Annotated in this window: 18 protein-coding genes; 9 read left to right on the top strand and 9 right to left on the bottom strand. The window is 55.6% G+C overall.

Going from position 1 to position 18,480, the window contains the following annotated elements; all coding sequences use genetic code 11:
• Positions 1-49 precede the first annotated feature (49 nt).
• Positions 50-1,138, bottom strand: coding sequence for an oxidoreductase (locus V5P19_RS10405; protein WP_334402879.1), 1,089 nt, complete (start codon positions 1,136-1,138; stop codon positions 50-52).
• 160 nt (positions 1,139-1,298) lie between these two features.
• Here V5P19_RS10405 and V5P19_RS10400 point away from each other — a divergent pair, with 160 nt between their 5' ends.
• Genes V5P19_RS10400 through V5P19_RS10385 form a run of 4 tightly spaced genes read left to right on the top strand, consistent with a single transcriptional unit; the run spans position 1,299 to position 6,126 of the window.
• Positions 1,299-2,801 (top strand): sugar ABC transporter ATP-binding protein, encoded by a 1,503-nt coding sequence (locus V5P19_RS10400; protein ID WP_334402876.1) that lies wholly within the window; start codon positions 1,299-1,301, stop codon positions 2,799-2,801.
• Positions 2,798-3,793, top strand: coding sequence for an ABC transporter permease (locus V5P19_RS10395; RefSeq protein WP_334402873.1), 996 nt, complete (start codon positions 2,798-2,800; stop codon positions 3,791-3,793). The genes V5P19_RS10400 and V5P19_RS10395 overlap by 4 nt, the downstream gene beginning before the upstream one ends.
• A 30-nt stretch (positions 3,794-3,823) precedes the next feature.
• On the top strand, positions 3,824-4,888 hold the full coding sequence (locus V5P19_RS10390) for a sugar ABC transporter substrate-binding protein (protein WP_334402871.1): 1,065 nt from the start codon (positions 3,824-3,826) through the stop codon (positions 4,886-4,888).
• Positions 4,885-6,126, top strand: coding sequence for an LVIVD repeat-containing protein (locus V5P19_RS10385; protein ID WP_334402869.1), 1,242 nt, complete (start codon positions 4,885-4,887; stop codon positions 6,124-6,126). The genes V5P19_RS10390 and V5P19_RS10385 overlap by 4 nt, the downstream gene beginning before the upstream one ends.
• Positions 6,127-6,164: 38 nt before the next feature.
• Here V5P19_RS10385 and mtnK read toward each other — a convergent pair whose 3' ends face one another.
• Entirely contained in the window at positions 6,165-7,364 is a 1,200-nt protein-coding gene (gene mtnK, locus V5P19_RS10380) for an S-methyl-5-thioribose kinase (protein WP_334402867.1), read from the bottom strand.
• 104 nt (positions 7,365-7,468) lie between these two features.
• On the opposite strand from mtnK, the gene mtnA reads away from it, so the two are divergent.
• The gene (gene mtnA / locus V5P19_RS10375) at positions 7,469-8,485 is read left to right on the top strand and encodes an S-methyl-5-thioribose-1-phosphate isomerase (RefSeq protein ID WP_334402865.1); all 1,017 of its coding nucleotides are present in this window, start codon (positions 7,469-7,471) and stop codon (positions 8,483-8,485) included.
• Between the two features lie 42 nt (positions 8,486-8,527).
• Positions 8,528-9,007 (top strand): SRPBCC family protein, encoded by a 480-nt coding sequence (locus V5P19_RS10370; RefSeq protein WP_334402862.1) that lies wholly within the window; start codon positions 8,528-8,530, stop codon positions 9,005-9,007.
• Between the two features lie 23 nt (positions 9,008-9,030).
• Here V5P19_RS10370 and V5P19_RS10365 read toward each other — a convergent pair whose 3' ends face one another.
• The 3 genes from V5P19_RS10365 to V5P19_RS10355 are packed head-to-tail and all read right to left on the bottom strand — an operon-like array spanning position 9,031 to position 10,870.
• Positions 9,031-9,573 carry an acireductone dioxygenase gene (locus tag V5P19_RS10365; protein WP_334402859.1) on the bottom strand — a complete coding sequence of 181 codons (543 nt, stop codon included), beginning with the start codon at positions 9,571-9,573 and terminating at the stop codon, positions 9,031-9,033.
• Entirely contained in the window at positions 9,570-10,259 is a 690-nt protein-coding gene (gene mtnC / locus V5P19_RS10360) for an acireductone synthase (RefSeq protein ID WP_334402857.1), read from the bottom strand. The genes V5P19_RS10365 and mtnC overlap by 4 nt, the downstream gene beginning before the upstream one ends.
• Positions 10,256-10,870 carry a methylthioribulose 1-phosphate dehydratase gene (locus V5P19_RS10355; RefSeq protein ID WP_134348462.1) on the bottom strand — a complete coding sequence of 205 codons (615 nt, stop codon included), beginning with the start codon at positions 10,868-10,870 and terminating at the stop codon, positions 10,256-10,258. The genes mtnC and V5P19_RS10355 overlap by 4 nt, the downstream gene beginning before the upstream one ends.
• Before the next feature lie 123 nt (positions 10,871-10,993).
• On the opposite strand from V5P19_RS10355, the gene V5P19_RS10350 reads away from it, so the two are divergent.
• On the top strand, positions 10,994-12,154 hold the full coding sequence (locus V5P19_RS10350; protein WP_334402852.1) for a pyridoxal phosphate-dependent aminotransferase: 1,161 nt from the start codon (positions 10,994-10,996) through the stop codon (positions 12,152-12,154).
• Here V5P19_RS10350 and V5P19_RS10345 read toward each other — a convergent pair whose 3' ends face one another.
• From V5P19_RS10345 to V5P19_RS10335, 3 genes are all read right to left on the bottom strand, one after another.
• Positions 12,155-12,781 carry a ParB/RepB/Spo0J family partition protein gene (locus tag V5P19_RS10345; protein WP_334402850.1) on the bottom strand — a complete coding sequence of 209 codons (627 nt, stop codon included), beginning with the start codon at positions 12,779-12,781 and terminating at the stop codon, positions 12,155-12,157. It abuts the gene before it with no gap.
• On the bottom strand, positions 12,766-13,989 hold the full coding sequence (locus tag V5P19_RS10340) for a phosphoadenosine phosphosulfate reductase (RefSeq protein ID WP_334402848.1): 1,224 nt from the start codon (positions 13,987-13,989) through the stop codon (positions 12,766-12,768). Before V5P19_RS10340 ends, V5P19_RS10345 begins: the two co-directional genes overlap by 16 nt.
• Positions 13,990-14,163: 174 nt before the next feature.
• Positions 14,164-15,063 carry a LysR family transcriptional regulator gene (locus V5P19_RS10335; protein ID WP_334402845.1) on the bottom strand — a complete coding sequence of 300 codons (900 nt, stop codon included), beginning with the start codon at positions 15,061-15,063 and terminating at the stop codon, positions 14,164-14,166.
• 639 nt (positions 15,064-15,702) lie between these two features.
• Between V5P19_RS10335 and ahpC the strand changes: the two genes are divergently transcribed.
• Positions 15,703-16,266 carry an alkyl hydroperoxide reductase subunit C gene (gene ahpC / locus V5P19_RS10330; RefSeq protein ID WP_334402843.1) on the top strand — a complete coding sequence of 188 codons (564 nt, stop codon included), beginning with the start codon at positions 15,703-15,705 and terminating at the stop codon, positions 16,264-16,266.
• Positions 16,267-16,415: 149 nt separating this feature from the next.
• The gene (ahpF, locus tag V5P19_RS10325; protein ID WP_334402840.1) at positions 16,416-17,981 is read left to right on the top strand and encodes an alkyl hydroperoxide reductase subunit F; all 1,566 of its coding nucleotides are present in this window, start codon (positions 16,416-16,418) and stop codon (positions 17,979-17,981) included.
• 60 nt (positions 17,982-18,041) lie between these two features.
• Here ahpF and uspG read toward each other — a convergent pair whose 3' ends face one another.
• Entirely contained in the window at positions 18,042-18,470 is a 429-nt protein-coding gene (gene uspG / locus V5P19_RS10320) for a universal stress protein UspG (protein WP_334402838.1), read from the bottom strand.
• Positions 18,471-18,480: the final 10 nt, after the last annotated feature.

Genomic DNA, 18,480 nt, shown 5'->3' with positions numbered 1-18,480 from the left:
CGTTGCGAGAGTGGTGAGAATCATCATTAGGTATAGACGGTCAGGACGGTTAACGGGTGAAGGATTCCACCTTCTTAAATGCGGCGCGCAGAACGTCAGGCGTCAGCGTTACCGGCAAATAGTGAATCGACTCCACCGGGCGCAGCGTATGGTTGATGACCTTGTCGAGTTCGTCGCGATTATTGATGTCCACCTCCAGCTCGCGAAGCGTGGTCGGCAGGTTAAAGCGTTGATACGACGCCACCAGCTGAGCCAGCACGTCATCCTGGCCAAGCAGGGCGCTTTGCACCAAAATGCCGTAGGCCACTTTTGTGCCGTGCAGGAATTTTTCGGTTTGCGGCAGGACCGTCAGGCCGTTGTGTACGGCATGCGCAGCCGCCACGCGCGTATAGCGCTCGCCCAGTCCGCCCACCATCCCGCCGCCCGCGATAATCGCATCGACAACGTCCCTGAAAGCCTGAGTGGCTTCCCCACGCTGCTGGTCGGCGAGCGCTTCTTCGCTGTGATCCAGAAGCACATCGCGGATCGCTAGCGCGCCGTTGATTCCCAGCCGCACGGTCAGCGGCAGATTTTCTGGCTGAGGGGCGAGCACCACCGCTTCGTACCATTTCGCCAGCGTATCGCCGATACCCGCCAGCAGATATTCCGCCGGGGCGTTAAGGATGATCTGCGGCTCCACCAGCACCAGGAAGTTGGCGTCGTCGAAAATTTCAAACTGCAGCGCCTGACCGGCATCGTTATACCAGACGGAGAGCGGCGTCCATGCCGCACAGGTGGCGGCGATGGTGGGTATCCCAACGAAAGGAACGCTTAAACGGCGCGCCACGGCCTTGACGGTATCCATCACCGCGCCGCCGCCAACGCCAATCACCATGGCCGCATCACGCCCGGCGTCATTCACCAGATGGGTGACGTCGCGTTCGCTGCAGTGGCCTTTAAACAGCAGGTGTTTTGCGCCCGGCGCGCTAAAGCTCTCCGGCAGGTAGGGGCGTGCGCCTTCGATGGCACGTTCACCGTAAATCCACACCGCGCGGGAAAGCTGTTCCGGCGTAAAGAAATCATTCAGATGCGCAAGGCTGCCGGGGTGTGAGAAGTAGTTCGCCGGACCCGGCACGACGCGGATATCGGTGTTGCTCATGGTGTTGTCCTTTTTGATGAATCGCTAACCCGATGTTATGTCTGGACATCCGGATGGCTAATAATATTTCGCTTTATCTTATGCCTTTTCCGTCGTTGTCAGTCAACCGGAGCTGTGAAAAATTCCATAAATCGAAATATAAATGAAGGATTTAACGCGGATGCTTTCCAGTCGCCTTGAGATGCGTGGTATCAGCCTGGCCTTTTCCGGCTTTCAGGCGCTGTCACGCGTGGACTTCACGTTGACCGGCGGATCCGTGCACGCGCTGACCGGCGCAAACGGTGCGGGGAAATCGACGCTGATGGCGGTGCTGTGCGGTACACACGATCGTTATGAGGGTGAGATCAGCATCAATAACCAGCCGGTGACGATCCGCGAGCCGCTCGACGCTAAGCTGCTGGGGATCCATCTGGTCCAGCAGGAGGTGGACGTGGCGTTGATTCCTGGTTTGAGCATTGCGGAAAACATTATGCTCGATCGGCTGGCGCAGCCCGGTCACCGCTATCGCTGGCGCGCTATTCGCCAGCAGGCGAGGCAGGCGCTGGCACAGCTGGACGTCTCTCTTGATGTTCGCCGCCCCATCGACAGCTGCACGCTCGCTGAAAAGCAGCAAATTTTGCTGGCGCGGGCGTTGTCGCACCACTGCCGTTTTTTAATTCTGGATGAACCTACCGCACCGCTGGACGCTCACGAAAGTGAACGCCTGTTTGCCGTCGTGAAGCGCCTGCAGCAGCAGGGTATCGGGGTGGTATTTATCTCTCACCGTATTCACGAGCTGAAGGCCATCTGCGACACCTTAACGGTGCTGCGCGACGGCAAGTTGATTGAGTCCGGTCCGATGGCCGATCTCAGCGGCGAAGAGATTGTCGAGAAGATGCTCGGCCACGCGCTGAGCGATATTTATCCCCCCGCGCGTCCAGCGCATAGCGAAGAGACATTGCTGCGGGTTGAAGGGCTGCACGATGAAGCCTTACTGAAAGATATCTCTCTGCACCTGCGTAAAGGTGAAATTCTGGGCATTGCCGGGCTGGCGGGGGCGGGCAAAACCGAACTCTGTAAAGCGCTGTTTGGTGCCAGCAAAAGCCGGATTGACCAAGGCGAGCTGAACCATCAGCCCTGGCAGCCGCGCGATCCGGCAGACTCGGTGCAGCGCGGGCTGGCGCTGGTGCCGGAGGAGCGGCGCAAAGAGGGCATTTTTATCGATGAGCCGGTGAGCATGAACCTGTCGGTGACGGCGGATAACAGCTTCTCGCGCTGGAGCCTGTTTGGCCATCGTCAGGCATGGCGCTGGGCGGAGGAGGTCATTGCCCGCGTCGGCGTGCGTGCCCGTGGGCCAGGCCAGGTGCTGCGCAGGCTGTCCGGGGGTAACCAGCAGAAGATCGCCATCGGCAAGTGGCTGCGGAATGACGCCAGCGTGTTGATTTTTGACGAGCCGACGAAAGGCGTGGATGTGAAGGCCAAAACCGATCTGTTCCAACTGATTGACGGCCTGGCGCGCGAAGGCAAAGGGGTCATTTACGCCTCCGGCGAGTTTGCCGAGCTGGTGGGATTGTGCGACCGCATCTGCGTGCTGTGGGACGGGCGCATTGTGGCAGAAATCGCCGGGGCCGAGGCCCGCGAAGAGACATTACTTTATTATTCAACCGGAGGAACGGCGTCGTGAGCAAGGCCCTTTCAGTGACCGCGGCGGCGTCTGGCCGCCAGCAGATTTTCGATTTTCTCTACAAATGGGGCATGTTGCTGACAGTCGTCGCGCTGGTGGCCGTCTTTGGCCTGGCGTCGGACAACTTCCTCGATCCCAACAACATCATCAACATCCTGCGCTCGATTGCCATCGTGACGGTGATTGCTATCGGCGTGTCGATTTCGCTCACCATCGGTGGGTTTGATCTCTCTGTAGGATCGACGGCGTCTCTGGCCAACGCGCTGGTGATTTCGCTGTTCGTCTGGCACGGCTTCGGCACCACAGAATCGATTCTGATCACCCTTGCGCTCTGCACGCTTGTGGGGCTGTTCAACGCTTTTCTGATCGTTATCCTGCGTATTCCGGACATGCTGGCCACGCTTGCCAGCCTGTTTGTGATTCAGGGCGTGGCGATGACCTACAGCTACGGCGGGTCGATTACCGAGAACATGGTACTGCCGAGCGGCGACATGGCAGAAGGCACCATTCCGGCGGCGTTCAGCCTGCTGGGGCAAGTACCGACCATCGTCATCATCATGCTGGTGGTCACCGTTGTGGCGCAGCTTGGATTGTCGCTCACCACGCACGGACGCCGTATGTACGCGATTGGCGGTAATCCGGAAGCGGCGCGCCTGTCCGGGATCCGTACTACGCGCTACAAGGTGGCAGCCTACGTGATTGCCTCGCTGCTGGCAGGATTGGGGGGAATATTGCTGGCCTCGCGCATTGGTTCGTCGCAGGTGAATGCGGGCGGCGGATATCTGATGGATGCCGTCGCCGCGGCGTGGATTGGCTTCTCGCTGGCCGGATCGGGCAAACCGAACGCACTTGGCACGCTGGTCGGCGCGGTTATTCTCGGCGTGCTGTCAAACGGGCTGGTGATGCTGTCGGTTCCCTATTACGCAATGGACATTATAAAAGGGCTAGTGCTCGCAGTGGCGCTGGCGATTACCTACATACAAAAACGTTAACCATTTAAAACAACACAACGGGATAACAGAATGAAAAAAATCGCTCTCTCTTTAGTGGCTGCAGGATTATTGACCGCATTGCCGGGTTTTGCCGCAACGCCTGCACCGCTTCCGGCGGCCATTGCCGAACATGATGGGCCGATCCGTATTGCGGTGATCCGTAACCTCGGCTCTGACGACAACACCACCCAGTTTGTCGCAGGCGCGATTCAGGAAGGGAAAAAACTTGGCTTCAAGGTCAGCACCTTTTTAAGCAATGGCGATGACGCTAAATTCCAGGATTTCGTTAACCAGGCCATCAGCCAGAAATACGACGGGATTATTCTTTCCCAGGGGCGCGATCCCTATGCGACCGCGCTGGTGAAGAAGGCGGTGGATGCCGGAATCAAGGTCTCGGTGTTTGATACAGCCGTCAACGGCGAGATCCCGGGCGTGACCGTCACCCAGCAGGACGATGCGTCGCTGACGAATCTCTCCTTTGGCCAGTTGGCAAAAGATTTCAACGGTAAAGCCAATATTGTGAAGCTGTGGGTCGCTGGCTTCCCGCCGATGGAGCGTCGCCAGGCGGCGTATAAAGTGCTGCAAAAGCAGTACCCGGGCATTAAAGAGCTGGAGTCTATCGGCGCGGTGTCATCGGACGTGCAGGGTGATACGGCCAACAAAGTCGGTGCGATTTTAGCGAAATACCCGAAAGGAAAAATCGACGCTATCTGGGGAACCTGGGATGCCTTCAGCCAGGGCGCGTATAAAGCCCTGAAGGAGAACGGTCGTACCGAAATCAAACTCTACAGCATCGATATCTCTAACCAGGATTTGCAGCTGATGCGTGAATCCGGCAGCCCGTGGAAGGTGAGCGTGGCGGTGGATCCGAAGCTGATTGGTGCCACCAACGTGCGCCTGATTGCCAACAAAATTGCCGGTGAAACTACACCTGCAACCTACGATTTTAAAGCTGCCGCGATCCCGCAGGCGCTGTTGACCGCGCAGCCGGGTGCGGTGAACGTGGCGTCGCTGGGTAAAATCATTCCGGGCTGGGGCCAGACGGAAGATTTTATTGCGCCGTGGTTTGCGACGCTGGAAGCGAAAAATAAATGAGTGGACTGCCCACGCCCGAATACAGCCGCAGTATGCGGCTGATTGGCCACAGCGACCAGGGCGGTCGCCCGGATGGCGTGCAGCTGATGGTGCATCGCGGTTTTGCCTACATCGGCCATATGGTGTCGCAGGGGTTTTCGATTGTTGACGTGCGTGACCCGAAAAACCCCAAAGCGGCGGGCTACGTGCCTGCGCCTCCGGGGACCTGGAACGTGCATCTCCAGGCGCATGACGATCTGCTGCTGGTGATTAACGCCCGCGACCTGTTTGCCGATGCCCGCTTTGCCGATGAGAAAGTCTACTACACCCGCCAGGTCGGTGAGACCGTCAGCGACGTGCAGGACAAAGACTGGAGCGCGGGGCTGCGCGTGTTTGATATTTCTACCCCTGACAACCCTCGTGAAATCGGCTTTATGTCGCTGAACGGTATCGGGATCCACCGTATCTGGTACGTGGGCGGACGCTGGGCATACGTGTCGGCGCTGATCGACGGTTTTACCGATTACATCTTCCTGACTATCGACCTGGCCGATCCCCGTAAGCCCGAGGTGGCGGGGCGCTGGTGGCTGCCGGGAATGAACCAGGCCGAAGGCGAACAGCCAGGCTGGCCGCAAGGCAAACGCTATGCGCTCCACCATGCCATTATTGCCGGCGATACCGCGTACGGCAGCTGGCGCGACGGCGGATTGACGCTGCTGGACGTGAAGGACAGAACCCAGCCGACGCTGATTAGCCACCGCAACTGGAGTCCGCCGTTTGGAGGAGGGACGCATACCGCGCTGCCGTTGCCGGATCGCAATCTGCTGGTGGTGCTGGACGAGGCGGTGCTTGATAACCAGGCGGATGGTGAGAAGCTGATCTGGCTGTTTGATATCCGCGAGCCAACGAATCCGGTCAGTATTTCAACGTTTCCGCAGCCGGACGAGCGTGATTATGTGGCAAAGGGGGCACACTTCGGGCCGCATAACCTGCATGAGAACCGACCGGGGAGCTTTATCAGTTCAACGCTGATTTTCGCCACGTATCAGAATGCGGGAGTGCGCGCCTACGACATTTCGAATCCGTATCGTCCGGTTGAAACCGGCGCGCTGGTGCCCGCGGCACCCGCAAAAATGATGGATACGCGCCCGAATCGCCCGCCGGTGATCCAGTCATGCGACGTGTTTGTCGATGCGCAGGGGATTATTTACAGCACCGACTATAACGGCGGGCTGTCGGTAATTGAGTATTTGGGATGAGTACGGTTTGATGCCCTCTCCCGTGGGAGAGGGATAAATTAGCTGTACTGACGCACTCGTGCTACCAGCTCTTCGACGCTGTCGATGCGATCGGCAATGACGATCAAGGCTTTGCCAAGCGTAATGGCGTGGCGCAGACATTCATGACGCATCGCCTCGTCCGTAATGGTGTCGATATCCGCCACGTGCGAAAGCCCCACGCAGCGACGAATCAACTCGGTGCCGCAAAAGCCGACGGCATCTTTCCAGACTTTTTTCAGAAACTCAGAGGCATAGCCTGGCGCACTGAGGGCGGCGTCACGCGTTTTTTCGTGTGCCAGCGCCTGAAAGCGTTCTGCGAACGTGTTCCACAGCTCCTGAATATCGGTCAGGCGCTGCTCGCGGGCGGCGGCGGCATCGCGAATGCCCAGATGCCCTGGCAGACCGCAGAAGTTCAGCAGCAGGTTGCCGATGGCGGTACCCACGTCGAAACCGATGGGGCCAAAGTAGCCAAATTCCGCATCAATCACCTTCAGGCTGCCGTCGGCCACGAAGATAGACCCGCTGTGAATGTCCCCGTGCAGCAGGGCTTCTGCCTGAGAAAAGAAGCGGTGCTTCAGAGCGGCCACGGCAATCTTCAGCTGCGCATCATCGCGCAGTGCTGCCACGTCGTGTTCCAGCGCGGCTGGGTAGCTGTTGCGCTCGTGGATCTGATAGGGATCGTTGAAGAACAGATCTTCGGTGATCTCGCACATCTCCGGGTTAATGAATTTTGCCACCTGCGCCTTTTTGTCGTGCGGATGCAGATAAAAGTCGCTGGTATGGAACAGCGCGTTTGCGAGGTATTCACCTAACTGACGGGAGGCCTGCGGGTAGTAGCGGTTCTTAATCAGCTCGCCACGCCAGATGTGATGGCTGGAAAGGTCTTCCATCACCATCACCGCCAGTTCCGGGTCGAAATGGTGGATTTTCACGGTATGCTGCGGACTGTGCTGATAGTGTTCGACCAGGGTTTGCGCTTCCAGCCGGGCGCGATCCAGCGTCAGCGGCCAGGATTCGCCGACGCAGCGCACATAAGGCAACGCCTGTTTAACAATGATGCGGCTCACGCCGTGGGCATCGAAAATTTTGAAGACCAGATTGAGGTTGCCGTCGCCCACTTCCTGCGCCTCCATCAGCGATGATGGGTTATCAAGGCCGCCGAACTGCTTTGCATACTCCACGGCATCCTGGGCGGTAAAGGTACGGTATTGCGACATTGCCTGTTCCTCATTGGTTTGCTAATAAAGACATGTAGACGTCTATACATCTGGATTTCATCCTGACACAATGTGCTACAACAACGCAACAGGGAATTAACGACATGCAGACATTACAGACGACCAGCCTGCGGGTGGCGGATAATCAGCTCTTTATTCTCGATCAGCAGGCGCTTCCGCAGGAAAAACGCTGGCTCAACGCCTCAACGGTGGAGGCGCTGGTGGGGCATATTCATGCTCTGCGCGTGCGGGGTGCGCCGCTGATTGGTCTCTCTGCAAGCCTGTTGCTGGCGCTGCTGGCGGAAAATGGTCAACGCCGCGACGCGCTGGCGGTGGCGCTTGAGACGCTGCGCGCGTCCCGCCCCACGGCGGTGAACCTGATGAACAACCTCGACCGCATGAAGCTGGCGCTGTGGCAGGAAGATTTTGTGCCGGCGCTGACGGCAGAAGCTTTGCGCCTGGTTGAGGAAGACAAGCAGCTTTGCGACGCGATTGCGCAGGCGGGCAGCGCGCTGGTGAAGCCTGGCAGCCGTCTGCTGACCCACTGCAACACCGGTGGGTTAGCGACGGCGGGCGTAGGCACTACGCTTGGCGTGATTGCCCGCGCGCATCGGGAAGGAAACGTCAGCAACGTCTGGGTGGATGAAACTCGCCCATTGTTACAGGGCGGGAGACTGACCGCGTGGGAGCTGGGCGAGTTGGGCGTACCGTATCAGCTCATTACTGATTCCATGGCGGCCAGCCTGATGGCAAAAGGACAGGTCGACGCCGTATGGGTGGGCGCAGACCGAATTGCCGCTAACGGTGATGTAGCGAATAAGATTGGCACTTACTCCCTGGCGGTGCTGGCGAAATTCCACGGCATTCCGTTCTATGTTGCGGCCCCGCACACTACGCTCGACCCGGACTGCCCGAACGGTGAGGCGATCCCCATCGAACAGCGCGCGGCAAGCGAGGTTACGGGCGTGGCGGGAAGTTTTGGCGCGGTGCAGTGGGCACCGGAGAATGCCCAGGTTTACAACCCGGCCTTTGACGTTACGCCTGCGGCACTGATTAGTGGCTGGGTGCTGGATACGGGCGTGGTCACGCCGCAAGAGGTGGCGCAGGGTAAATTTGCCTGAGTCCAGCTATCCTTTAAGGGATTCCCCTGAGAGGACAACATCGTGACGCTCGATCCTGAAACAGACTTAAAACTGGAGCGCGTGGTGGATGCACCGCGCGACCTGCTGTGGTTGTGCTGGACCACGCCGGAACACATCAAAAAATTTTTCATTCCTGTTCCCCATAAAGTGACCGAATGCGACCTCGACCTGCGCGTGGGCGGGCGGTTCAACACCGTTTTTGAGGTAGATGGTCAGCGGATGGATAACCGCGGTGTCTTCCTGGAAATCGATCCCGGCAAAAAGCTGGTCTTTACCGACGGTTATACCGAAGGCTGGAAACCGGCCGAAAAGCCGTTTATGACGGCGATTTTATTGCTGGAAGAGGTGGGGGAGGGGAAGACCCGCTATACGGCGATTGCGCGCCATCCAACGAAGGACATCCGCGAGCAGCATGAACAGATGGGCTTTCATGAAGGCTGGGGGATTGTGCTGGATCAGCTGGTGGGGTATGTGAAGTCTCTTAGACCTCCTCTCCCTTGAGGGAGAAGGAGGAAAGCGAATACCTATGCTAATCGGGGATACGCATCCGCAATCGCATCACCGGTAAACTGGGCCACCCAGCCTTCCGGGTTGTCGAAAATACGGATCGCGGTAAAGTTCGGTTCTGAACCCATATCAAACCAGTGCGGCGTGCCCGCCGGCACGGAAATCAGATCGTTTTTCTCGCACAGGACCTGATACACCTCATTGCCAATGTGCAGGCAGAACAGCCCGGCACCTTCTACAAAGAAGCGCACTTCATCTTCGCCGTGGGTGTGCTCGTTCAGGAACTTTGCACGCAGCGCTTCTTTTTGCGAATTGTCGGCGCGCAGGCTGATGACGTCCCAGCTCTGATAGCCTTTTTCCGCCACCAGCTTATCGATCGCATGCTGATAGGCTTCGATCACTGCCTCTGGTTCAGGATCCTGGCCTAAATCGCGATCGGCCGCCCAGCGTTCAAACCGCACGCCTTTGGCGTTGAGCTGTTGCGCGATCTCGTCCGCGTCGGTGCTGTACCACTGGTATTCGCTCGCGTCTTTATCGGAATAAATGGTTAATGCGCTCATGAAGGGATCTGCTCCGGGTTTATTTCGTCAAACTGGTGAACCTGATGGTGGTGGCTTGCGCCGTCATCATCACCGCGAATCAGCTGCAGGGTGCGAAAACCTGCCTGTTCAGCCGCGTCCAGCTCCTGATGAATATCCGACAGGAACAGGATCTGCGACGGGGCAATGCCCGTGTGTGCCGCAATGTTCTGATAAGACTGCACCTCGCGCTTGGCGCCGATGTGGGTATCAAAATAGCCGCTGAACAGATGAGTAATATCACCTTCATCGCTGTAGCCAAATAACAGTTTCTGCGCAGCGACGGAGCCAGAGGAATAAACATAGAGATCAATGCCTTGCGCTTTCCATTTTTCCAGCGCAGGCAGTACGTCCGGGTAGAGGTGGCCGGTGAAGTCGCCGTTGACGTAACCGTCTTGCCAGATGATCCCCTGCAGGGCCTTCAGCGCCGTCGATTTCCGGTCTTCATCCATAAAGGCAAACAGGGCCTCGATCAGGTCATTGATGCTGGCGTGTGGATTGCCGATTTCATCACGCAGGTTGTCCAGAATCGATTTGACCGGCTCGGCGTACTGCTGGGCGGTCACAAAGGCCGCCAGACGCTCACGCGCGTAGGGGAACAAAACGTCATGGACAAAACGAATATCGCTGGTGGTCCCTTCAATATCCGTCACAATCGCGCGAATCATACTCTCTCCAGTTGTCGTAAACGCATTTCGCATTCAAATAAGAATTCTAGTCCTTCCAGATGACGGCGGGCTTCGGCCACGTCGCGTCCCCAGCAGGTTAAGCCATGACCGCGTAGAAGAAAACCATAATTAAGCGGGCGTTCCTGGGCGTAATGGGCGATTCGCGAGGCGAGGGCGTCGATATCCTGGTCGTTATCAAACACCGGGATAGCCACCGTATCCTGATGCGTGGTCTGCCCGGTGAGGGATTTTTGCATCTCGAAGCCGCTGATGTTCAGTTCAGCCTCTTTCACCAGACGTGACAGCACCGTCGCGTTCACCGTGTGAACGTGCAGGACGGCATTGGCCTCCGGGAACAGACGATAAATGAGGGTGTGTAGCCCGGTCTCCGCCGAGGGCGTGCGGCCAGACGGTGCACGGTTGGTGGCGATCTCCACCTGCAGAAAATCCTTCGTTGTCAGGCTGCCTTTGTCTTTACCGGATTCGCTGAGCCAGCAGAGGTGTTCATCCTGACGTACCGACATGTTGCCGCCGGTGGCGGGGGCCCAGCCTTTGGCGCCAATCCAGCGGCAGGCGTCGACCAGATGCGTGAGTTGCAGGTTGTCTGTCATTTTCCTTTTACCCTCTCGGCCAGGAATATTGATATGGTTTAGACGTCTAAGCGTCTTGATTGCCAAAGACTAACATCGTGTTATAGTGGCAGCAACATAAGTATTACAAGCAGGCACAGTACAATGAGCAATAACGCATTGATTCCGCAGAGTAAACTTCCCAATCTTGGCACCACCATCTTTACGCAAATGAGTGCCCTGGCGCAGCAGCACAATGCCATTAACCTCTCGCAAGGCTTCCCGGACTTCGACGGCCCGAACACCCTGCAGGAGCGTCTGGCGTACCATGTTGCGCAGGGAGCGAACCAATACGCACCGATGACTGGCGTGCAGGCGTTGCGTGATGCCATTGCGGATAAAACGGCGGCGCTCTATGGGTTCGCGCCGGATGCGAACAGCGAGATTACGGTAACAGCAGGTGCGACAGAAGCGTTGTATGCGGCGATTACCGCACTGGTTCGCACCGGTGATGAGGTCATTTGCTTTGACCCGAGCTACGACAGCTACGCACCGGCCATTGAGCTCTCTGGCGGCGTGGTGAAGCGTGTTGCGCTACAGCCTCCGCATTTTCGTCCTGACTGGCAGGCGTTTGCGGCCCTGCTGAGCGAGAAAACCCGTCTGGTGATCCTGAATACGCCGCATAACCCGTCCGCGACGGTATGGCAGAAGGCGGATTTTGCTGCCCTGTGGCAGGCGATTGCTGAACGCGAAATCTATGTGCTGAGCGACGAAGTGTACGAACATATCTGCTTTGCGGGCGAAGGGCACGCCAGCGTGCTGGCGCATCCGCAGCTTCGCGAACGCGCCATTGCAGTATCGTCGTTTGGTAAAACCTACCACATGACCGGCTGGAAAGTGGGTTACGCCGTAGCGCCGGCAGCCATCAGCGTTGAACTGCGTAAGGTGCATCAGTATCTGACGTTTGCGGTCAACACGCCTGCTCAGCTGGCGCTGGCCGATATACTGCGTGCCGAACCTGAACATTATCGTGAGCTGCCGGATTTTTACCGCGCCCGCCGCGATCTGTTTGTAGATGCGCTGCGCCAAAGCCGCCTGGAAATTTTGCCGTGTGAGGGCACCTACTTCCTGTTGGCGGACTACAGCGCGATTTCCGATCTGGATGATGTGAGCTTCTGCCAGTGGCTGACCAGAGAGGTCGGCGTGGCGGCTATTCCGCTGTCGGTGTTTTGCGCCGATCCCTTCCCGCATAAGCTGATTCGCCTCTGCTTTGCAAAACAGGAATCGACGCTGCTGGCGGCGGCCGAGCGCTTAAACACGCTCTGATTATTTTACCGTCCAGGCTTCCGAGTATCGACGGTCTGCAAAGAGTTCCAGCAGGCCGTTGATCTGCTTCAGACGCAGCACCTCGTCGCTGTCCATACCCAGCTCCTTGCCGATTTTTTCATCGTTCCAGCCAAGCTGTACCAGTTCGCGCACGATGTCCGACATGGCATTAATCTGGTGGCGACCCCGCGCGCGGTTGTGGCGAATGGTGGCCGCCATTCTGTCGAACTTTTCCTGTCGCGCTTTACGCAGGCACGTCACCGGCAGGTAGCCTTTCAACTGACGCTTCAGGGCTGCCCGGTTTGAGCCGATTTCGTGGCGATGAAAGCCATCGACGATTTCATAGTGCTGAGAGTCGCTTTCTGTCACCACAATCGGCTGCGTGAATCCGTCCAGCTCCAGCGATTTACCGAGCAGTCTTTTTTCCGGTGGCGCCACATTGTTGGGGTTGTAATCGTTGGCGATAATGTCGTCCTGTTTAATCCACAGCACGCAGTCGATAGGCTGATCGCGAAAAGGGCTATTTTCATGAATGGCCTGACGAAAGGCGTTGATAGCGTCAATTCGTTTCTCTTCCGGAAGCGACTGAAGATAGCTTGCTATCTCTTTAATCAATCGTTGCTGCATAAAATTCCCCATTCCTGGCGTTTTGTTTTCATCCGTTCGCTGTAGCGCTGGTAGTACTTTGGTTTGTTTGGGCTGAATGAGAGCGCCCGACACCAGTAGTCGTTGTTAAGTAACACTTTGCATATCCGTCGCCACGAAGGGATGTCTTTAGCACCGATATCCCCCTCTTGCGTGTCGGGTATATCCGCCATGCCTTTTTTTTGATACCAGTGCAGATAGATCGCGATTTTATTGCGGTAATGCTCCGCAGTGGTTTGCGGCATGCTGTCGAGCAGAAGCATGGCGTACTCGCGCCAGCCGAGATGCTCCGGCTTGAGAATTTTGCGATGACCATAAAAATGATTGTCCTGCCCGGCGTAGATACCGCCGCTGCGCACGCCGCTGGCGCGTTCGCACATCGCGGCCCAGCGGTCCGGCTCGACAACGTGATAAAGCCATAAGCCCTGACGCTGTTCGGGGCCAAAAGGTTCGCAGATGCGCATATAGCGTGGCGGCACGCCTGCCTGAAACATTAGGTCGTACAAGGGGTTATAGCAGCAGCCCGTTTTGGCAAACCATGTCCAGATATCGGCAGTTTTCCAGTCATAAAGGGGATAGACGTACCAGGCATGGCCGCCCGGAGCGACGGTTGTCCAGGGTTTGTCATCAGCAAAGCGCTGCTTGCGCGCGTTGGCGATAGTCAAAAAGCGATTGTAAGATTCATCGGCACGAATACCCACCATCATCGCGGCAGGGCGCTTTTGGGCAAACCAGTCAGAAAAGGCGCGGACAAAGGCTTCAAACGTCATGCCTGGCTGATAAAAATCAAAGTAATCAGGAGAGATCACTGCCTCTGCGGGGGGCTGGCGCACCCAGTTTTTGCCCGGCTCCCAGCACTGCCATTCTGGCTGAAACTGTGAGAGCGCGTTTTGCGTGGTCAGCGGCAGGGCCACCCACCAGCTTTTCTCTATGACGTCAGCGTATTGTACGATTATGTTATTCACATGCTGAATGGTACAGGTGAACTGTGCTTCCCAGTCGATAAACAGAACATGGATTTTCTTTCCCATCTTTCGTGCCTGCTGGGCCGTTAAATGGAGCATGATGGTGGAATCTTTCCCACCGGAAAACGACACGCAGACTCTGGGTAAATGCTCGAGAGCCCATGTAATACGCTCTGTCGCGGCTTCAAGAACATTTTGATTGAGTGGGTGTTTATAGATTGACAAGGGCAAACTCCTCCTGGAAATAAATACCGGATGGTTGTGTCAATACAGGAGAGAGAATAATAGTAGCGAAAATAAAGGCAGGTAAATGGAAAATAGAATTGTTTTTATTAATTATAAGTGAGGGTTATATTTTGAGGGGAATTGAATGGCTGTGGATATCACAGCCATTCCTTTTTATTTTGTGGTGATCTGCTCAATAAATTTCGAGAAAACCGAACTGTTAAGCGCCGAGCGGTTGTAAATCATAAATACTTCCATATGCGGGAGCGTGAAGGGCGCGTCGATTTTTTTTAGCCGTAACACATCACGGTATTTCTCATACAGTACCCCTGGGACATATCCAACCAAATGCGATGCACTGATCATGGTCATGATTGAAAAGAGTGAGTCACACCGAAACCCGATTGTCCTGTCCGCGTGAACTTCTTCTGTCTTCGACTGATAGCTTTTGACCCCAGCTTCATCGCTCATGAAGATGGTAAACTTCTCTTCCTGTAGCTCTTCCATTGTTGCACTGTCTTTCATACGCGGATGATCCTGACTGCACACCAGAATCATATCGAAACGCGTATAGGGGGCGCATACCATCGAGCGGTTACTGATAGGGGCTATAGAGAAAATCAGATCTGCTTTACGGTAAGCCAGAAGGTCTTCGGCGGAGTCACTGGACAGCAGCATGTCATGAAGTTCGACTTCATAATTATGCTCTCTCATCAATAACTTCATTGGATTGAGCAGGTTATCCGTGGTCAGAACCTGCGGGCAGTAGATGACGAAATTCTTCTTTAGCGACGAACCATGCATGATATTGATGGTTTGCTCAAGCTGGTTAAGATTTTGCTCAAGATGTAAATGGAGATTGACCCCCACGGTCGTCGGCGTGATCCCTTTGCCAGAACGAATGAAAAGCGGGTCGTTGAGTTGATTACGCAGCCTTTGTAAAGATTGGCTCACTGCCGATGGCGTAATGTAGAGCGTTTCCGCCGCCCTGCTGATGCTGAGGTGCTGGTAGATGCATTCAAAAATCACCAGCAGGTTAAGATCGAATTTTTTGAGATCGTAAAGGTTTGCCATTTTTCATCCTGAGTGAGCTGCATTGCGTTATTACATCACTGATAACTATAGAACTAAGTTAACCATTTACCATCCGTGTGGTTAACTAACTTAATTGTCATTAAATACCGTCTTAATATATCACGATGGAAGATTAATGAAATGGGACTTCAAGGTGGGTTAAGATATTTTTATCTTTAAAATAGAACGTGAAATTGAATAAAAATAGTGTCGTTTATATATCGACAGATAATTATCACTCATTCTTATTTCTCCCCCCGGAGGGCGTCGCTGCTTAAATGAAATGCGTCGTTCGGTAAAACCTATTGCAGTTATAGACACGAATACCCCTGTAGCCGATTGCCCCGCGTCGTTGCGGGTGTTGTAATCAAAGCGCTGTTACCGCCTTGATATAAAGGTATGTAGAGCGCAACGCAACGCCAGCCTCGCTGGCACTGAAAGTTCCTGTGGGAAGTTCAGGTATCAGGGCCGCCCAACAGGGCGGCCTTTTTACTTTTGGACTTTATGTTTATTCCGTTCTAAACGTTGTCTTGTTCGGGTTGTAAGGTATGGCTGATTGATTTGATAAAGCAAACGCATTAGCCCGCTCGGCGAAAGTCCGTTACCTTACCTCTCAACGAAAACACGGAGGAAGTACAGATGTCTTTGATTAACACCAAAATTAAACCTTTCAAAAACCAGGCGTTCAAAAACGGCGAATTCATCGAAGTTACCGAGAAAGATACCGAAGGCCGCTGGAGCGTGTTCTTCTTCTATCCGGCTGACTTCACCTTTGTTTGCCCGACCGAACTGGGCGACGTCGCAGATCATTATGACGAACTGCAGAAACTGGGCGTAGACGTGTACTCAGTGTCTACTGACACCCACTTCACCCACAAAGCATGGCACGGCAGCTCTGAAACCATCGCTAAAATCAAATATGCGATGATCGGTGACCCGACTGGCACCCTGACCCGTAACTTCGAAAACATGCGTGAAGATGAAGGTCTGGCCGACCGCGCAACCTTCGTTGTTGACCCGCAGGGCATTATCCAGGCCATCGAAGTTACCGCTGAAGGTATCGGCCGTGATGCATCTGACCTGCTGCGTAAAGTGAAAGCGGCGCAGTACGTAGCTTCTCACCCAGGCGAAGTGTGCCCGGCGAAATGGAAAGAAGGCGAAGCGACGCTGGCTCCATCCCTGGACCTGGTTGGCAAAATCTAAGTCTGAAAAGCCCGGCGGCGCGCCGCCTGCTCGGGCCTACAACAACGGGTGCGCCGCACCCGTTTTTTTCCAGCACCATGATGCAAGTTGCATTCAGGCCGCCCGTATAAGGCAGCTTGCATGATGACGTTTTTAGAGAGGGAAGAACAATGCTCGACACAACTATGAAAACCCAGCTCAAGGCATACCTTGAGAAACTAACCAAACCTGTTGAGCTGATTGCCACGCTGGATGACAGCGCAAAATCGGCAGAGATCAAGGAACTGCTGGCGGAGATCGCCGAGCTGTCACCGAAAGTGACCTTTAAGGAAGATAACGCTCTGGCCGTTCGCAAACCCTCTTTCCTGATTACCAATCCGGGATCTGACCAGGGGCCGCGCTTTGCTGGCTCTCCGCTGGGGCACGAATTTACCTCACTGGTGCTGGCGCTGCTGTGGACCGGTGGACATCCGTCAAAAGAGGCGCAGACGCTGCTGGAGCAAATCCGCAATATTGACGGTGATTTTGAGTTTGAAACCTATTATTCGCTTTCCTGCCATAACTGTCCGGACGTGGTGCAGGCGCTGAACCTGATGGCGGTGCTGAACCCGCGCATTAAACACACGGCGATTGACGGCGGTACCTTCCAGAACGAAATTACCGATCGTAACGTGATGGGCGTCCCTGCGGTCTATATGAACGGCCAGACGTTCGGCCAGGGCCGTATGACCCTGACAGAAATCGTGGCAAAAGTGGACACCGGCGCAGAGAAGCGTGCGGCGGAAGAGCTGAACACACGTGATGCTTACGATGTGCTGATTGTGGGCTCCGGCCCGGCGGGCGCGGCGGCGGCGGTTTACTCTGCGCGTAAAGGTATTCGTACCGGCCTGATGGGCGAACGTTTTGGCGGGCAGGTGCTCGATACCGTGGACATCGAAAACTATATTTCTGTGCCGAAAACCGAAGGACAGAAGCTGGCGGGCGCTTTAAAAGCGCACGTCAACGATTACGAGGTTGATGTTATCGACAGCCAGAGTGCCAGCAAGCTGGTTCCGTCGGCGGTTGAAGGCGGGTTACACCAAATTGAAACGGCCTCCGGCGCGGTGCTGAAAGCGCGCAGCATTATCATTGCCACCGGTGCGAAATGGCGCAACATGAACGTGCCGGGCGAAGATCAGTATCGCACTAAAGGCGTAACCTACTGCCCGCACTGCGACGGCCCGTTGTTTAAAGGTAAACGCGTGGCGGTAATCGGCGGCGGTAACTCCGGCGTAGAAGCGGCTATCGACCTGGCGGGTATCGTTGAACACGTCACCCTGCTGGAGTTTGCACCCGAAATGAAAGCGGATCAGGTGCTACAGGACAAAGTGCGCAGCCTGAAAAACGTCGACATCGTGCTGAATGCGCAGACGACGGAAGTGAAGGGCGACGGCAGCAAAGTGACGGGCCTGGAATACCGTGATCGCGTGAGCGGCGATGTGCATAGCGTGCCGCTGGCGGGGATTTTCGTTCAGATTGGCCTGCTGCCAAACACCACCTGGCTGGAAGGCGCCATTGAGCGCAACCGGATGGGTGAAATCATTATTGATGCGAAGTGCGAAACCAGCGTGAAGGGCGTGTTTGCTGCGGGCGACTGTACCACCGTACCGTACAAGCAGATCATCATCGCCACCGGCGAAGGGGCGAAGGCATCGCTAAGCTCGTTCGATTATCTGATTCGCACCAAAACAGCATAATAAAAGAAAGTAAGACGACACCTGCTATAGCAAGAGGCCACCAAAAGGTGGCCTCTTTTTTTATCTCACGACCATCACCGGAATGTGGGTGTGGCGGATCACGCTGGAGGCGTTAGATCCCAACAGGTGAGTGCTAATAGAAGGATTACGTGAACCGATAACCACCACATCGGCCTTCAATTCGTTTGCCAGTTCATTGACGGCGTCACGCACGCTACCAAACCTGACGTGTGTTTTGATGCGTGCAGGGTCAATAGTGAAGTGCCCGGCCATGGTTTGCAGGCGCGTTTCGGCTTCGTGCTGCAGATGTTCTTCGAAACGACGGACATCGGCGGCAAAGCGGTGAAGGCTCAGGCTGGCGGAGCCCGGTAAAACGTGCAAAAGATGAATAATTCCGTCCTGCTGCGCCAGAAACTCGGCATGACGTACCGCTTTATCACTGAGTTCCATTTCGAAAACGTCAACCGGCATAATGATTGTTTGATACATACCCGTTTCT

This window comes from Enterobacter sp. UNJFSC 003, assembly GCF_036903355.1.
In the GTDB taxonomy this organism is placed as follows: domain Bacteria; phylum Pseudomonadota; class Gammaproteobacteria; order Enterobacterales; family Enterobacteriaceae; genus Enterobacter.
The sequence above is the reverse complement of the archived record's forward strand: the minus strand, read 5'-3'. Positions and strand labels throughout refer to the sequence as shown.

Excerpts from the sequence above, each read along its gene's own strand:
- V5P19_RS10405 (WP_334402879.1), bottom strand. The coding sequence starts at position 1,138 with ATGAGCAACACCGATATCCGCGTCGTGCCGGGTCCGGCGAACTACTTC.
- V5P19_RS10400 (WP_334402876.1), top strand. The coding sequence starts at position 1,299 with ATGCTTTCCAGTCGCCTTGAGATGCGTGGTATCAGCCTGGCCTTTTCC.
- V5P19_RS10390 (WP_334402871.1), top strand. The coding sequence starts at position 3,824 with ATGAAAAAAATCGCTCTCTCTTTAGTGGCTGCAGGATTATTGACCGCA.
- V5P19_RS10385 (WP_334402869.1), top strand. The coding sequence starts at position 4,885 with ATGAGTGGACTGCCCACGCCCGAATACAGCCGCAGTATGCGGCTGATT.
- mtnK (WP_334402867.1), bottom strand. The coding sequence starts at position 7,364 with ATGTCGCAATACCGTACCTTTACCGCCCAGGATGCCGTGGAGTATGCA.
- mtnA (WP_334402865.1), top strand. The coding sequence starts at position 7,469 with ATGCAGACATTACAGACGACCAGCCTGCGGGTGGCGGATAATCAGCTC.
- V5P19_RS10365 (WP_334402859.1), bottom strand. The coding sequence starts at position 9,573 with ATGAGCGCATTAACCATTTATTCCGATAAAGACGCGAGCGAATACCAG.
- mtnC (WP_334402857.1), bottom strand. The coding sequence starts at position 10,259 with ATGATTCGCGCGATTGTGACGGATATTGAAGGGACCACCAGCGATATT.
- V5P19_RS10355 (WP_134348462.1), bottom strand. The coding sequence starts at position 10,870 with ATGACAGACAACCTGCAACTCACGCATCTGGTCGACGCCTGCCGCTGG.
- V5P19_RS10350 (WP_334402852.1), top strand. The coding sequence starts at position 10,994 with ATGAGCAATAACGCATTGATTCCGCAGAGTAAACTTCCCAATCTTGGC.
- V5P19_RS10345 (WP_334402850.1), bottom strand. The coding sequence starts at position 12,781 with ATGCAGCAACGATTGATTAAAGAGATAGCAAGCTATCTTCAGTCGCTT.
- V5P19_RS10335 (WP_334402845.1), bottom strand. The coding sequence starts at position 15,063 with ATGGCAAACCTTTACGATCTCAAAAAATTCGATCTTAACCTGCTGGTG.
- ahpC (WP_334402843.1), top strand. The coding sequence starts at position 15,703 with ATGTCTTTGATTAACACCAAAATTAAACCTTTCAAAAACCAGGCGTTC.
- ahpF (WP_334402840.1), top strand. The coding sequence starts at position 16,416 with ATGCTCGACACAACTATGAAAACCCAGCTCAAGGCATACCTTGAGAAA.
- uspG (WP_334402838.1), bottom strand. The coding sequence starts at position 18,470 with ATGTATCAAACAATCATTATGCCGGTTGACGTTTTCGAAATGGAACTC.